Origin of the sequence: Allomesorhizobium aridi (assembly GCF_043769475.1) — a bacterium.
In the GTDB taxonomy this organism is placed as follows: Bacteria; Pseudomonadota; Alphaproteobacteria; order Rhizobiales; family Rhizobiaceae; genus Allomesorhizobium.
Map to the genome: position 1 here is coordinate 5148400 of NZ_CP171729.1, position 13820 is coordinate 5162219.

13 protein-coding genes and 1 pseudogene are annotated in these 13820 nt (G+C 63.9%); 9 read left to right on the plus strand and 5 right to left on the minus strand.

Annotation, left to right across the window (positions count from 1 at the left end):
- Position 1: 1 nt before the first annotated feature.
- The 4 genes and pseudogenes from ACG873_RS27450 (at position 2) to deoA (ending at position 3572) form a co-directional block, all read left to right on the plus strand.
- Positions 2-973, plus strand: coding sequence for an ABC transporter permease (locus tag ACG873_RS27450; RefSeq protein WP_394888885.1), 972 nt, complete (start codon positions 2-4; stop codon positions 971-973).
- Between the two features lies 1 nt (position 974).
- Positions 975-1370, plus strand: a complete 396-nt coding sequence (gene cdd, locus ACG873_RS27455; protein ID WP_394888886.1) for a cytidine deaminase — start codon at positions 975-977, stop codon at positions 1368-1370.
- Positions 1367-2172 (plus strand): annotated as a pseudogene (locus tag ACG873_RS27460) (purine-nucleoside phosphorylase). Before cdd ends, ACG873_RS27460 begins: the two are co-directional and overlap by 4 nt.
- Positions 2173-2252: 80 nt before the next feature.
- On the plus strand, positions 2253-3572 hold the full coding sequence (gene deoA / locus ACG873_RS27465; RefSeq protein WP_394888887.1) for a thymidine phosphorylase: 1320 nt from the start codon (positions 2253-2255) through the stop codon (positions 3570-3572).
- A 5-nt stretch (positions 3573-3577) separates the two neighbouring features.
- On the opposite strand, the gene ACG873_RS27470 is transcribed toward deoA, so the two are convergent.
- The 5 genes from ACG873_RS27470 to ACG873_RS27490 form a co-directional block, all read right to left on the minus strand.
- Entirely contained in the window at positions 3578-4144 is a 567-nt protein-coding gene (locus tag ACG873_RS27470; protein ID WP_394888888.1) for a TIGR02281 family clan AA aspartic protease, read from the minus strand.
- Between the two features lie 102 nt (positions 4145-4246).
- Positions 4247-4582, minus strand: coding sequence for a DNA-binding protein (locus ACG873_RS27475; protein ID WP_394888889.1), 336 nt, complete (start codon positions 4580-4582; stop codon positions 4247-4249).
- Between the two features lies 1 nt (position 4583).
- Positions 4584-4907, minus strand: coding sequence for a type II toxin-antitoxin system RelE/ParE family toxin (locus ACG873_RS27480; protein WP_394888890.1), 324 nt, complete (start codon positions 4905-4907; stop codon positions 4584-4586).
- Between the two features lie 42 nt (positions 4908-4949).
- The gene (gene upp, locus ACG873_RS27485) at positions 4950-5576 is read right to left on the minus strand and encodes a uracil phosphoribosyltransferase (protein WP_394888891.1); all 627 of its coding nucleotides are present in this window, start codon (positions 5574-5576) and stop codon (positions 4950-4952) included.
- Between the two features lie 100 nt (positions 5577-5676).
- A complete protein-coding gene (locus ACG873_RS27490; protein WP_394888893.1) occupies positions 5677-6651 on the minus strand; it encodes an adenosine deaminase in 975 nt (324 codons plus the stop codon).
- Positions 6652-6765: 114 nt separating this feature from the next.
- On the opposite strand from ACG873_RS27490, the gene ubiE reads away from it, so the two are divergent.
- The 5 genes from ubiE to ACG873_RS27515 all read left to right on the plus strand — a co-directional run bounded on the left by ubiE (position 6766) and on the right by ACG873_RS27515 (position 13817).
- Entirely contained in the window at positions 6766-7542 is a 777-nt protein-coding gene (gene ubiE, locus ACG873_RS27495) for a bifunctional demethylmenaquinone methyltransferase/2-methoxy-6-polyprenyl-1,4-benzoquinol methylase UbiE (RefSeq protein ID WP_394888895.1), read from the plus strand.
- Between the two features lie 13 nt (positions 7543-7555).
- The gene (gene ubiB / locus ACG873_RS27500; RefSeq protein ID WP_394888896.1) at positions 7556-9130 is read left to right on the plus strand and encodes a 2-polyprenylphenol 6-hydroxylase; all 1575 of its coding nucleotides are present in this window, start codon (positions 7556-7558) and stop codon (positions 9128-9130) included.
- A 60-nt stretch (positions 9131-9190) separates the two neighbouring features.
- A complete protein-coding gene (gene coaBC / locus ACG873_RS27505; RefSeq protein WP_394888898.1) occupies positions 9191-10654 on the plus strand; it encodes a bifunctional phosphopantothenoylcysteine decarboxylase/phosphopantothenate--cysteine ligase CoaBC in 1464 nt (487 codons plus the stop codon).
- A gap of 136 nt (positions 10655-10790) precedes the next feature.
- Entirely contained in the window at positions 10791-12431 is a 1641-nt protein-coding gene (locus ACG873_RS27510) for a N,N-dimethylformamidase beta subunit family domain-containing protein (RefSeq protein WP_394888899.1), read from the plus strand.
- Positions 12432-12443: 12 nt separating this feature from the next.
- Positions 12444-13817, plus strand: a complete 1374-nt coding sequence (locus ACG873_RS27515) for an aspartate aminotransferase family protein (protein WP_394888901.1) — start codon at positions 12444-12446, stop codon at positions 13815-13817.
- Positions 13818-13820 lie beyond the last annotated feature (3 nt).

The following is a 13820-nucleotide window of genomic DNA, read 5'->3' on the forward strand; positions in this document are numbered from 1 at the left end:
CATGGAATTCGTCGGGATAATGCTGCAGATATTCGACGCGACAATCCGCGTCTCAGTGCCGCTCCTGCTCGCCTGCCTGGCAGGGCTCTATTCGGAGCGGGCCGGCGTCTTCGACATTGGCCTCGAGGGCAAGATGCTCGCCGGCGCCTTCGCGGGAGCCTCGGCCGCGGCGGTTTCGGGATCGGCCTGGATCGGTCTTGCGGCGGCGGTGCTCACTTCCGTGTTCTTCGCGCTGGTGCACGGCTTTGCCTCGATCACCCATCGCGGCAATCAGATCGTCTCGGGCGTCGCCATCAATTTCATCGCTGCCGGCTCAACCATCATCCTCGGCCAGGCCTGGTTCCGCCAGGGCGGGCGCACGCCGTCGCTTTCCGGGGACGCTCGCTTCGGGGCGATCACGCTGCCGGGCGCCGATGCGGTGCGGGACGTGCCGGTGCTCGGGGCGCTTTATTCCGAGTTGCTCTCGGGTCACTCGCTGCTGGTCTATGTCGCCTTCCTGATGGTGCCGTTCACCTGGTGGGTGCTGTTTCGCACCCGCTTCGGCTTGAGGCTCCGCGCCGTCGGCGAAAACCCGGCCGCCGTCGATACGGCGGGCATTTCGGTGGCATGGCTACGCTACCGCGCCGTCATCTTCACCGGCGTTTTGTCCGGCCTGGCCGGCGCCTATCTGTCGATCGCCCAGAATGCCGGCTTCGTGAAGGACATGACCGCCGGAAAGGGTTTTATCGCGCTGGCCGCGCTCATCTTCGCCAAGTGGAAGCCGGTGCCGGCCATGTTCGCGTGCCTGCTGTTCGGCTTCCTCGAGGCGGCGTCGATCCGTTTCCAGGGACTGCCCTGGCCGGTCATCGGCCGTGTACCGGTGCAGCTCATCAATGCGCTGCCGTTCATCCTGACGGTGATCCTGCTCGCCGGCTTCATCGGTAAGGCGATCCCGCCGCGCGCCGGCGGCGTGCCTTATGTGAAGGAAAGATAGCTTGTCTCATGATCTCTTCCTGGCGGCCAAAGCCGCCATGAAAAACGCCCATGCGCCCTATTCGAAATTCCCGGTTGGCGCGGCGATCCGCACCACCGACGGACGGATTTTTTCGGGCTGCAATGTCGAGATCGCATCCTATCCGGAGGGCTGGTGCGCCGAGACGACGGCGCTCGGCCACTATGTCACGGGCGGCGGCGGCGAGATCGCCGAGATCGCGGTCATCGCCGAGCGCATGGCCAAGGTGACGCCCTGCGGCGGCTGCCGCCAGCGCCTCGCCGAATTCGCGCCGGCGGAAGCCAAGGTCTATCTCTGCGACGATGCCGGCGTGGTTGGAACGGTGACCATGGGCGAGTTGCTTCCCTACGGCTTCAAAGGCGGGATTCTCAAAAAATGAAGGAAGCTGTCGGTCGGCTGGTCGAGAAGCTGGATGGGCTGATGCCCTCGGTCGCATTGGTGCTGGGCTCCGGCCTCGGGGGCTGGCCAGCGAGGTCGAGAACGCTGTTCACATCCCGTATGCTGAGCTGCCCGGCTTTCCGGCGAGCGGCGTCACCGGCCATGCCGGCGAGGTCGTCGCCGGCAATTTCGCCGGAACGCCGTTGCTGATGCTGGCCGGCCGCGCGCATTATTACGAGCACGGCAACGCCGCCGCCATGCGCCCGGTGCTGGAGACGCTCGCCGGCATAGGCGTGACCAAGCTCATCCTCACCAATGCCGCCGGCTCCGTCGATCCGGATATGCCGCCGGGCTCGGTCATGCTGATCACCGACCACATCAATTTCTCCGGCTCCAACCCGCTGTTCGGCGAGCCGACCGACCGCCGCTTTGTCGGCCTCACCGAGGCCTACGACTCGGGCCTGCGCGCAGCCTTCGAAAAGGCGGCGCTGGCGACCGGGACGAAGCTGCACAAGGGCGTCTACATGTGGTTTTCGGGCCCTTCCTTCGAGACGCCGGCCGAAATCCGCATGGCCCGTTTGATGGGGGCGACCGCCGTAGGCATGTCGACCGTGCCGGAGGTCATCCTCGCCCGATTCCTCGGCCTGCGCGTTGCGGCGGCCTCAGTCATCACCAATCTTGCCGCCGGCATGACCGGTGCTGAGCTGTCGCATCAGGAAACCAAGGACATGGCGCCGATCGGCGGTGCGCGGCTGGCGACGGTGCTGAAGCACATGTTCGCGGAGGGGCTGGTGGATGGGTAGCGCCATGAAGGAAGGCCACGCCGCATTCGGTCGCAACGTCGAGCGCCAATCTTCAGAGTTGTCGGACTGAGGGAGAAAAAATGCTCCCTCAGGAAATCATCCGCCGCAAGCGCGACGACCAGCCGCTCTCCGCCGAGGAGATCGCCGGGTTCATTGCCGGCGTCACCTCCGGTGCAGTTTCCGAGGGCCAGGCGGCGGCGCTGGCGATGGCCATATTCTTCAACGGCATGAGCCGTGACGAAGCGGTCGCGCTGACGCTTGCGATGCGCGATTCCGGCGAGGTGCTGGACTGGTCCGACCTGCCCGGTCCGGTTACCGACAAGCATTCGACCGGCGGCGTCGGCGACAATGTCTCGCTGATGCTGGCGCCGATTGTGGCCGCCTGCGGCGCATACGTGCCGATGATCTCCGGCCGCGGCCTCGGCCATACCGGCGGCACGCTGGACAAGATGGATTCGATTCCCGGCTACAAGACCCAGCCGGACATAGCGCTGTTCCGCAAGACGGTGCTGTCGGCCGGCTGCGCCATCATCGGCCAGACCGCCGATCTCGCTCCCGCCGACAAGCGGCTCTACGCCATTCGCGACGTCACCGCGACGGTGGAATCCGTACCGCTGATCACGGCGTCCATCCTGTCGAAGAAACTCGCCGCCGGGCTGCAGTCGCTGGTGCTCGACGTAAAGCTCGGCAAGGGGGCCTTCATGGCTAAATCGCGCGATGCAACCGCGCTCGCCACCAGCCTTGTCGAGGTTGCGAACGGCGCAGGACTGAAGACATCGGCGCTGATCACCGGCATGAACGAGCCGCTGGCCTCGGCCGCCGGCAACGCCGTCGAGGTCGAAAACGCGGTGGATTTCCTGACCGGGCGGTTCCGCGACGCGCGGCTGGAGGGGGTGACCCTGGCGCTCGCCGCCGAGATGCTGCAGGCCGCCGGCATCGCGGGATCCAACCGGGAGGGGATGGAGCGCGCCGGCCAGGCGCTGCGGAGCGGCAAGGCGGCAGAGGTGTTTTCGCGAATGGTGGCCGAACTCGGCGGCCCGGCGGATTTCGTCGAAAAGTGCCGGCACTATCTGCCCAAGGCCAAGGTCGAACGCGCCGTCAGGGCCTTGAAGGACGGCTATGTCGCCGGCATCGCGACCCGCGACATCGGCCTTGCCGTCGTCATGCTCGGGGGCGGCCGCACCCGGCCGGAAGACAGCGTCGACCACTCGGTCGGCATCACCCGGCTGCTTCCGGTGGGCGCGGAGGTGAAAGCCGGCGAGGCGCTGGCGCTGGTTCATGCCGGATCGGAAGCCGATGCGGGAGAGGCAGCAGCCGCGATCCAGTCGGCTTACACGCTCGGCGAAACGAAGCCGCCGTTGCAGAACGCGGTGATCAGGCGCATCGGCGCGCGGATGTAATCAAGCTACTGCACCAGCAGCAAAGCGCCGTTTTCCACCTCGAACCGGTCGAGCCGCTTGAGGAAGCTCATGCCGATGAGCGTGCCCGACAACGCCTTGTCGTCGAGCACCACGGCTTCGATGTTCTCGACATGGACGCGGCCGATCTCTATGCGGTCGATCATCACGGCTGCTGCCCTTGTCTCGCCGTTGGCTGTGTTGACGGAATGCCGAAAATCGGAGCTTTTCAGGGAAAGTCCGATGCGCCTGGCCGTGGAGGCATTGATCGCCACTGCGGTCGCGCCGGTATCGACCAGCGCCTCGACCCTGCGGCCATTGAGCTTGAAGTCGGCCAGGAAGTGCCCGCGCGCATCGGCCGCGAGCCGCACCTTCCTGCCGGTCAGCATTTCTGGTTTGGTAGGTGCTTTCGGCCTTACCGTCTTGACCGCGGCTATGGGCGTGGTGCTGGGCACGCGGTCATCGGCACCCGGTTGCAGCATAGCATGAAACGCCTGCGGGTTGGCCTGGTAGGCAATGGGGATCAGCACCGATGTGCCGGCGCAGACGCCGAGGATGATAAGTTGCCGCAGCATGGTCGTCGCGCCCTGGTTCAAAAACCATTCTGCTTCGCGAACATGACCACGCCTTTAACATGACGCATCAAGCTTTCCAGAACTGGGTTTTACCGGCACCTGTCAGGAATGGGTAGTTTGACGGGAAGCGGGCCGCACGGCCAAGTGCACGCCAGTCAGTTGCTGAAGGCTGCTGATTACGGAAAACAAGTTGTCAGCCCGGGGATTTCCCTTGGCGCTGAACATGCGCATCAGGCTCTTGGAGGGAGTTCCAACTTCTTCGGCGAGATCCTCGAAGCCGACGGTCGCATTGATGTAATCGCGAAGCACCGCCTTTCCGGTCCCGACATCACCGGACAGCAGGAGATCGACTGCCTCGGTCAACAGTGCTGAACGGAATGCAGAATCCGTCGCCGCTCGAGCCTTGATGGTATCCTTGAAGCTGCGAGTCAGGGGCATATCAGCGTGTTTTCCTTCGTTCCTTGTAAATTCGCCAATTTTCCTTGGCGCGCTCGATGTCATCTTGCTGACGCCGCTTGGTTCCTCCCCCGAGCAAGATCACCAGTTCATCGCCCTCTCTGCCGAAATAGATGCGGTATCCAGGTCCGAAATCGATCCGGTATTCCAAGACGCCGTCTCCAACACCTTTGACATTGGAAAGGTTGCCTTGCTCGACACGGACCAGAGCAACTGTGATCTTGACAGCGGCCGCCGCGTCAAGTTCCTCGAACCAGGACGCAAACGGGCTTCGATTGCGAAGGTCGACGTATTCGACGATCCTCATATCACATGTGGTAACGTTTGTGCAACTATCGTCACCCTCGCCCTACTTCGTCCCGTAGAGCCGGTCGCCGGCGTCGCCCAGGCCCGGCACGATATAGCCCTTTTCGTTGAGCAGGCGATCGATGGCGGCGGTATAGACCGGAACGTCCGGATGCGCCTTGGTGAAGCGCTCTATGCCTTCCGGCGCGGCGAGCAGGCAGAGATAGCGCAAATTGGTCGCGCCGCGGCCCTTCAGCTTGTCGATCGCCGCAATCGCCGAATTGGCGGTGGCCAGCATAGGGTCGACGACGATGACCAGCCGGTCGGCCAAATCGCTTGGCGCCTTGAAGAAATACTCGATCGCTTCCAGCGTTTCGTGATCGCGGTAGAGGCCGATATGGGCGACGCGTGCGGCCGGGACCAAATCGAGCAGGCCTTCGAGCAGGCCGTTGCCAGCGCGCAGCACCGAGGCGAAGACCAGCTTCTTGCCCTCCAGTATCGGCGCCTCCATCGTCTCGATCGGCGTCTCGATGGTCTTGGTGGTCAGCTCCAGGTCGCGTGTCACCTCGTAGCCGAGCAGCAGCGAGATTTCGCGCAGCAGCCGGCGAAAGCTCGCGGTCGACGTTTCCTTGTCGCGCATGATGGTGAGCTTGTGCTGGACAAGCGGGTGGTCGACGACGGTAACGCCCATAATGCTTTCTCCTGAGTTCCGGCTGCCGTGCGATACTATAGACTGCGCTGCCGGCAAGAAACGCCCGGTCCGGGCCCGACCACAGTTTTGTCGATGCGCGTCAGCGCTGGCCGCCGTTCAACCGCGCAAGAAGCTGCGCTTTCGTCTTCTTGTCGACGAAGGCTGCCTCGATCGCAGTGCGCGTCACTGCCGTAAGATCCTTGTCGCTCATCCCGAAATGCTCCGCCGCAATGTCGTATTCGTGTTTCAGCGTCGTCCAGAAATAGGGCGGGTCGTCGGAATTGAGCGTGACCTTGCAGCCGGCGTCCCGCAGCGCCGGAAACGGGTGCTCACCGAAACTGCCGAACACTTTCAGCGCGATGTTTGATCCGGGGCAGCATTCGAGCACTACGCCTTCGGCGGCGATGCGTTTGACGAGATCCGGGTTTTCAATGGCGCGCACGCCGTGGCCGATGCGCGACGGGCGGATGTGGTCGAGCGCCGCCTGCACGCTTTCCCATCCGCCGAATTCGCCGGCATGGACAGTGATGCCGAGCCCGGCTTCGCGCGCGATCTCGAAGGCGCGCACATAGTCTTCCATGTCGCCATGGCGCTCGTCGCCGGCGACCCCGAAGCCAGTCACCAGCGGGTGGCCGCATCTGGCGGCGAAACGTGCCGCGGCCTCAATCGATTCGAGGCCGACATGCCGCACTCCGGTGACGATCATGCGGCCTTCGATGCCGGTCTTGGCCTTGGCCCGCGCCATGCCTTCGCCCAGCGCGTCGGTATAGGCCTGTGGCGACAGGCCGGCCTTCATCGCATGATCGGGCGAGGTGAAGACCTCCGAATAGATCGCGCCGTCGCGCGCCAGGCTGGTCAGGTAGTGTTCAGAGAGCCGCGCATAGTCGTCCTCGCTGCGGAACAGGTCGGCGGCGAAGTCGTAAGCCTTCAGAAAGCTGGTGAAATCATGCCAGACGAAGGACCCGTCCTGGATGTAGGGGGAGACATCCTTGCCGTATTTCTGCGCCTGCCTGATCACGAGTTCGGGTGCTGCCGCACCTTCGATGTGGCAGTGCAGTTCGGCTTTCAAAGGCATTCGTTCGTCCCTGTGATCTGACGTCCCAAGCGCGGCTGTTCATCGCGGCTTAAACAATAGCGCCCCGTATTCCGATCGGCTATGGTCCGGCCGATTTTATGGCGGATCAAAATAATGTCAGAGCAGCGCACAACGGCCGCCGGCGGCATGGAAACCTCCTATGGTTTCAAGGATGTCGGCGCCGGCGACAAGCAGACGCTGGTCAACGATGTGTTTCATCGCGTCGCCGGCCGCTATGATTTGATGAACGATCTGATGTCGGGCGGCCTGCACCGCCTGTGGAAGGACGCACTGGTGTCCTGGCTCAATCCGCCGAAGCGGCCGGGCTGGAAGGTGCTGGACGTCGCCGGCGGCACCGGCGATATCGCTTTCCGTATCATCGACGCCTCGCACGGCAATGCCCATGCGACCGTGCTGGACATCAACGGCTCGATGCTCGCGGTCGGCCGTGAGCGCGCCGCAAAGCGCGGGCTGGAAGCCAACACCGACTTCGTCGAAGCCAATGCCGAGGAACTGCCTTTCGCCGACGAGACGTTCGACGCCTATACGATCGCCTTCGGCATTCGCAACGTGCCGCGTATCGAGGTCGCCCTGTCGGAAGCGTTCCGCGTGCTGAAGCCCGGCGGCCGCTTCCTCTGCCTGGAGTTTTCCGAGGTCGAGATGCCGCTGCTCGACCGGGTTTATGAAGCGTGGTCGTTCAACGCCATTCCGCGCATCGGCCAAATTGTCGCCGGCGACGGCGAACCCTACGCCTACCTGGTCGAATCGATCCGCAAATTCCCTAACCAGGCCAATTTCGCTTCGATGATCGGCCGCGCGCGCTTCGACCGCGTGACGTGGCGCAATTATTCCGGCGGCATCGCAGCGCTGCATTCAGGCTCGAAGCTTTGACGGGCGCATCCGCATGAGCAGTCTCGGAGCAGCATTCCGGCTTGCCTGGGCAGGCTGGATATTGACCCGCGAGGGCGTGATCGCGGCTTTGCCGGGCGACGAGCTCTATGGCCTGCCGAGGTTTGGCTGGCGGGTGGCGCGGCTGCTCACGCGCAGGCGCGCCATCGGCCGCGGCCGCTCCGAGAGGCTGGCGCAGGCGGTCGCGCGCCTCGGCCCGTCCTATGTCAAGCTCGGCCAGTTTCTCGCGACGAGGCCCGATGTCGTCGGCAACGACATCGCGCTCGACCTTGCGCTTTTGCAGGACCGTATGCGGACATTCCCGCAGGAGCAGTCCATCGTCGCGATCGAAGCCTCGCTCGGGCGGACCATCGACGACCTCTACGTCCGCCTTGGCGATCCCGTCGCCGCCGCCTCGATAGCGCAGGTGCACTGGGCCGAGGTCGCCCACAGCGACAGCGTGTCGAAGGTCGCCGTTAAGGTCATACGGCCCGGCGTGCGCAAGGCCTTCTTCCGCGATCTCGAAAGCTTCTTTCTCGCGGCTAGGCTGCAGGAGCGCTACATCCCCTATACCCGCCGCCTGCGGCCCGTCGAGGTCACGCAGACGCTTGCCGAAACCACCAAGATCGAGATGGATTTGCGGCTGGAGGCGGCGGCGCTGTCCGAACTTGGCGAAAACACGAAAAATGACCCGGGTTTTCGAGTGCCTTCCGTCGATTGGGAACGCACCGGCCGCGACGTCCTGACCCTGGAGTGGGTCGACGGCGTCAAGATGAGCGATATCGAGGGTTTGCGGGCGGCCGGTCACGACCTGAAGCTCATTGCGGCGAACCTCATTCAGTCATTCCTGCGCCATACGCTGCGCGACGGCTTCTTCCATGCAGACATGCATCCGGGTAACCTGTTCGTCGAGGACGATGGCACCATCGTCGCGGTCGATCTCGGCATTGCAGGCCGTCTGGACAAGAAAGAGCGGCGCTTCCTCGCCGAGATCCTCTACGGATTTATCACACGCGACTACTTCCGTGTCGCCGAGGTGCATTTCGAGGCGGGATATGTGCCCCGCCACTTCAACGTCGCAGGCTTCGCCCAGGCGATCCGGGCGATCGGAGAACCTATCCACGGCCAGCCTGCCGAAACAATCTCCATGGCCAGGCTTTTGACGCTGCTGTTCGAGGTCACCGAAATATTCGACATGCAGACCCGGCCCGAACTGGTGCTGCTGCAAAAGACCATGGTCGTGGTGGAAGGCGTTGCGCGCACGCTCGACCCGGCCTTCAACATGTGGAAGACATCCGAGCCGGTGGTCAGCCACTGGATCAAGGATAATCTCGGGCCGCGCGGGATGCTTGCGGATGCGCGCGACGGCGCCAACGCGCTTCTGACGCTCGCTCGCCAGGCGCCGGACCTCGCCGCCCGCACCGAACGTCTGTCGCGCGAGATCGACCTGATGGCGGAGCACGGACTGCGCTTCGATCCGGCGACCGCCAACGCAATTGGCAAGGCCGAAGCGCGTCATACCCGCTCCGGCCGTGTAGCGCTATGGGTGATTGCTCTGACGCTGGTGTGGATTGCCGTCCAGCTGGCTTGATTGCAATGCTGTCATTGACAGCACGAGGCTCTCGGCTACTATTTCCCGCAGGAGGCAAGGATGAGCGCTGTGACAGTCAGGAACATCGACGATTCCATAAAACTGGAACTGCGCAAGCGCGCCGCCGAACGCGGCATCTCGATGGAACAGCATCTGCGGGACGTTATTGCGGCAACGGTGGCAATACCTGCCGGACACACGGTGCCGATCGAGGAGATTCCGGCGCCGGCGCGGACGTCCATCGCGCGGCCGTATCAGACGGCGTCCACGAATTTGGAACGGCCTTATCTTGCAGACGACGGCCGCAAAATCCTTTCCGGCAAGCGCATTCTCCTGATCATCGGCGGCGGCATCGCGGCTTATAAGTGTCTGGATCTGATCCGCCGCCTGCGCGAGCGCGGCGCTTCGGTGCGCTGCGTCATGACCGCCGCCGCCCGGGAATTCGTCACGCCCTTATCGGTAGGAGCGCTGACTGCCGATCACGTCTTCACCGATCTCTTCGACCGGCATGACGAGCACGATGTCGGCCACATCCGCCTGTCGCGCGAGGCCGATCTGCTGGTGGTCGCGCCCGCCACCGCCGATTTGATGGCGAAGCTCGCCGGTGGACAGGCTAACGATCTGGCCTCGACCGTGCTGCTTGCGACGGACAAGAAAGTGCTGCTAGCGCCGGCGATGAACCCGAAAATGTGGGCGCATCCGGCGACACGCCGCAACCGCGCCACGCTGGAGAAGGACGGCGTGGAGTTCGTGGGTCCGGCAAAAGGAGAAATGGCGGAGCGCAATGAGGCCGGCGAGGGCCGAATGGCCGAGCCCCTGGAGATCGTCGCGGCGATCGAGGCAATGCTCGATCAGCGCCCGAAACCGCTGGCGGGGCGCAGGATCATTGTCACCTCCGGCCCCACTCACGAGCCGATCGACCCGGTGCGCTACATCGCCAACCGCTCGTCCGGCAAGCAGGGTCACGCCATAGCGGCGGCCCTCGCGCGTCTTGGCGCCGATGTGCAGCTGGTTTCCGGGCCGGTGACGATCGCCGATCCTGCCGACGTCGATACGCTGCATGTCGAAACCGCGCGGGAAATGCGTGACGCGGTGGAAAGCTTGCTCCCAGCGGACGCTGCAATCATGGTCGCCGCCGTCGCCGACTGGCGCACGGAAAATTCGGCCGGCGAGAAGATCAAGAAGGTCGCTGGCGAGGGGCCTCCGGCACTGCAGATGGTCGAGAATCCGGACATTCTGGCCGGCGTAGGACATCACAAAAAGCGGCCGTGGCTGGTCGTTGGATTCGCCGCGGAAACGCAGAATGTGCTGGAGAATGCCCGGGCCAAGCTCGGGAAGAAAGGCGCGGACATCATCGTCGCCAACGATGTCTCGCCCGAAGGCGGCGTCATGGGCGGCGACGGAAACCGGGTCAGGATCGTGTCGAAGTCGGGCGTCGAGGAATGGCCGGAAATGACCAAGCACGACGTCGCCGAAAGATTGGCTATGCTGATTGCCGACCGCCTGAAGACGATCGAAGTCTGAGGGCGCCTGTCTCTGCTGTTGCCGCAATCTGTATCTACCGGCGCGCGATCCGGTTGCGTAATCGGCGATGAGACGCGATGCTGGGTCCGGGTTGACAATGCCAGAAAATGCCGACGCGCCGGATAGCTGAGCCACGATGCACGATACACCGAGCGCGTTTCCCGACTTCGGCCTGACGCCCGAGCAGCGCCGCTTCGCCGTGCGCGGCTGCTATTACGAACATCCCGGTATGGACGGCGAGCGCGGCGAGATCTGGTGCTACACCGACCGCCTTTCCTACGCGCCGGGCGAGTCGGTCGCGCTTCATGTCAGTTCGACCGCATCGAGCTTCGGGATCGAAGTCACGCGCGACGGCGGCGTCGAGACACAGGTGCTCACGCGACAAAACCTGGCAGCGCGCTGGCAGGACACGCTCGACCATTGCTCGGTCGAGGGTTGCGGCTGGCAGGCGTCGTTCGAGTTCCGCGTCGAGGAAAGCTGGCCATCCGGCGCATACCGCATCACGCTGACGGCCGAAGGCCGGGACGGCGATCCGATCCGCTGCCATCATTTGTTCATCGTCCGCCCGCTTCCCACCCGGAAGCAGCGCCGCATCCTGCAGGTCGCCGCCACCGGCACCTGGCTCGCTTACAACACATGGGGCGGGTCGAACGCCTATGACGGCATAACCGGCCCCAATCGCAACGAATATGCCCGCATGGTCTCGACGCAGCGCCCATGGGGCCGCGGCTTCGTCGTGCTGCCGCCCGATGCCCCGCGCGTGCCGCTGGAAGTGTCGATGCCGCCGAAGACCGTGCCGCGCTATCCGCACATGGAATGGGCGTTCGCCACCGGCCATTCCAAGAAATACGCCTCGGCTGGCTGGGCGAGCTATGACAGTCACTTTTTCCGCTGGGCCGAGCGCGCCGGCTATGCCATCGACCTCGCCAGCCAGCACGATCTGCATTTCACCCCCGAAATCCTGGATGGCTATGATTGCGTCGTCTTCGTCGGCCATGACGAATACTGGACCTGGGAGATGCGCGACGCCGTCGACGCCTATGTCGAACTCGGCGGCCATGCCGCTCGTTTTGCCGGCAATTTCATGTGGCAGACCAGGCTGGAGGACGAGGGCCGCCGGCAGGTCTGCTACAAATACCGCGCCCGCGCCGAGGACCCGGCCTATCGCGGCGGCGACGCGACGCGGGCCACCAATTCCTGGGAAGCGCCGGAAATTGGCCGGCCGGGGGCGCTGACCTTCGGTCTCAACTCCACCAAGGGGGTTTACGCAGGCTGGGGCGGCTGCGCGCCGCGCGGCATGCGCGGCTTTCCCGTCTATCGTCCCGAGCACTGGGCGTTCGCCGGCACGGGATTGTTCTATGGCGATCTGCTGGGCGCCGACAGCCATGTGTACGGCTACGAAGTCGACGGGCTCGACTACGAGATCCGCAACGGCCGGCCATATCCCACGGCCGCCAGCGGCGCGCCGGCTGGACTGGAGATTCTGGCGATGGGCATGGCGAGCCAGGTCGAGGAGGCGGACTTCCTCCGGCCGGAAGACCAGTTCTTCGGCGACGAGGACGGCCGCTTCATCGCCGAGACGCTTTACGGCGACGCCAGCGACGAGAACCTGGAAAAGGTCCGCTATAGCAACGGAATGATCGTCAACTTTCCGAATGGCAAAGGCGAGGTTTTCCACGCCGGAAGCTGCGAATGGGTCGCCGGTCTGCTGCGGCGCGACGCAATGGTCGAGCGCGTCACCGCCAATGTGCTAGACCGGTATCTTGGCCGGAAATAGCAGAGGAATTGGATGACAGCCGTGACCGCCCAGCCCGTCGGAGCCAACCCGCGACCAAACCTTTTCCATTTTATCCGGCGGCCGCGCCCAGTGGTGGACCGCGCCGACGGCATCTATCTGTGGGACAGCAGCGGTCGCCGTTACATCGACGGAGCGAGCGGCGCGGTCAATGTCAATGTCGGCCACGGAAACCGCAATGTCATCGATGCGATGAAGCGGCAGATGGACCGCGTCAGCTTCGCCTACATCTTTCAATTCGAGAACGAACAGGCCACTGAACTCGCGCGGAGGCTGGCTGCGCGGCTGCCCAACACGCTCGACCGCATCTATTTTGTCTCTGGCGGTTCGGAGGCGATCGAGGCCTGCCTCAAGCTGGCGCGGCAATGGGCCGTGGCGATAGGTCAGGACAAACGCTGGAAAATCATCGGGCGCATGCCGTCCTATCATGGCGTCACAGTCGGCACGCTCGGGGTAACCGGCGACGATATGCTGACCAAAGCTTTCGACGCGATCGGCAGGCCCATGCCATTGATACCGGCCCCATTCGTTCACCGGGATCACGACAATCTGTCGATGGAAGAACGGGGCATCCGCTACGCGGATATGCTGGAGGAAAAAATACTGGAGGAGGGGCCGGAAAGCGTGCTCGCTTTCGTCGTGGAGCCGATAGGCGGCGCAGCGACGGCAGCGCTGGTCCCGCCCGATAGCTATTTTCCGCGTATCCGCGAAATTTGCGACAGATATGGCATCCTCCTGATCCACGATGAGGTGATGACGGGTATCGGGCGGACCGGAAAATTCCTCGGCGGCGATCACTGGAACTGCCGGCCTGATATCATCGCGCTCTCCAAGGGCCTTTCCTCCGGCTACGCGCCGCTCGGCGCGCTTGCCGCGACCGAGAAGATCGTCGGACCGGTTCTTGAGATGGGCGGCTTTCAGCATGGCCATACTTATGGCGGCAACCCCGTCGCTTGCGCAGCGGGCGTTGCCGTGCTTGGCGAGATCGACCGCCTTGGCCTGGTCGAGAATGCTGCCGCCATGGGCGAACTGTTGAGGAGTGAGCTTGAGGCCCTGTCTGGCCGCTTTCCTTTCATTGGCGACGTGCGCGGCAAAGGACTGCTCATAGGGGCGGAACTTTACGCCGATCCCGTGGCAAAGAAGCCATTGCCGCAGAATCTTAACGCCAATTTGCGGCTCATCGACTTGGCTTTCGAGCGCGGACTGATCATCTATTCGCGACGCGTGCACGGCGGGCCAGTCAGCGATAATTTCATGGTCTGCCCGCCGCTTATCGTGACCCGCGATCAGATCGGCGAGATCATCGCGGTCCTTGATGACACGCTCGCTGCACTGGCGACCGAACTCGACCTTCCAGTGAACGGCTGAGGT

What these genes read in the sequence shown, in the direction of transcription:
- ACG873_RS27450 (WP_394888885.1), top strand. Translation starts at nt 2, where the DNA reads ATGGAATTCGTCGGGATAATGCTGCAGATATTCGACGCGACAATCCGC.
- deoA (WP_394888887.1), top strand. Translation starts at nt 2,253, where the DNA reads ATGCTCCCTCAGGAAATCATCCGCCGCAAGCGCGACGACCAGCCGCTC.
- ACG873_RS27470 (WP_394888888.1), bottom strand. Translation starts at nt 4,144, where the DNA reads ATGCTGCGGCAACTTATCATCCTCGGCGTCTGCGCCGGCACATCGGTG.
- ACG873_RS27475 (WP_394888889.1), bottom strand. Translation starts at nt 4,582, where the DNA reads ATGCCCCTGACTCGCAGCTTCAAGGATACCATCAAGGCTCGAGCGGCG.
- ACG873_RS27480 (WP_394888890.1), bottom strand. Translation starts at nt 4,907, where the DNA reads ATGAGGATCGTCGAATACGTCGACCTTCGCAATCGAAGCCCGTTTGCG.
- upp (WP_394888891.1), bottom strand. Translation starts at nt 5,576, where the DNA reads ATGGGCGTTACCGTCGTCGACCACCCGCTTGTCCAGCACAAGCTCACC.
- ACG873_RS27490 (WP_394888893.1), bottom strand. Translation starts at nt 6,651, where the DNA reads ATGCCTTTGAAAGCCGAACTGCACTGCCACATCGAAGGTGCGGCAGCA.
- ubiE (WP_394888895.1), top strand. Translation starts at nt 6,766, where the DNA reads ATGTCAGAGCAGCGCACAACGGCCGCCGGCGGCATGGAAACCTCCTAT.
- ubiB (WP_394888896.1), top strand. Translation starts at nt 7,556, where the DNA reads ATGAGCAGTCTCGGAGCAGCATTCCGGCTTGCCTGGGCAGGCTGGATA.
- coaBC (WP_394888898.1), top strand. Translation starts at nt 9,191, where the DNA reads ATGAGCGCTGTGACAGTCAGGAACATCGACGATTCCATAAAACTGGAA.
- ACG873_RS27510 (WP_394888899.1), top strand. Translation starts at nt 10,791, where the DNA reads ATGCACGATACACCGAGCGCGTTTCCCGACTTCGGCCTGACGCCCGAG.
- ACG873_RS27515 (WP_394888901.1), top strand. Translation starts at nt 12,444, where the DNA reads ATGACAGCCGTGACCGCCCAGCCCGTCGGAGCCAACCCGCGACCAAAC.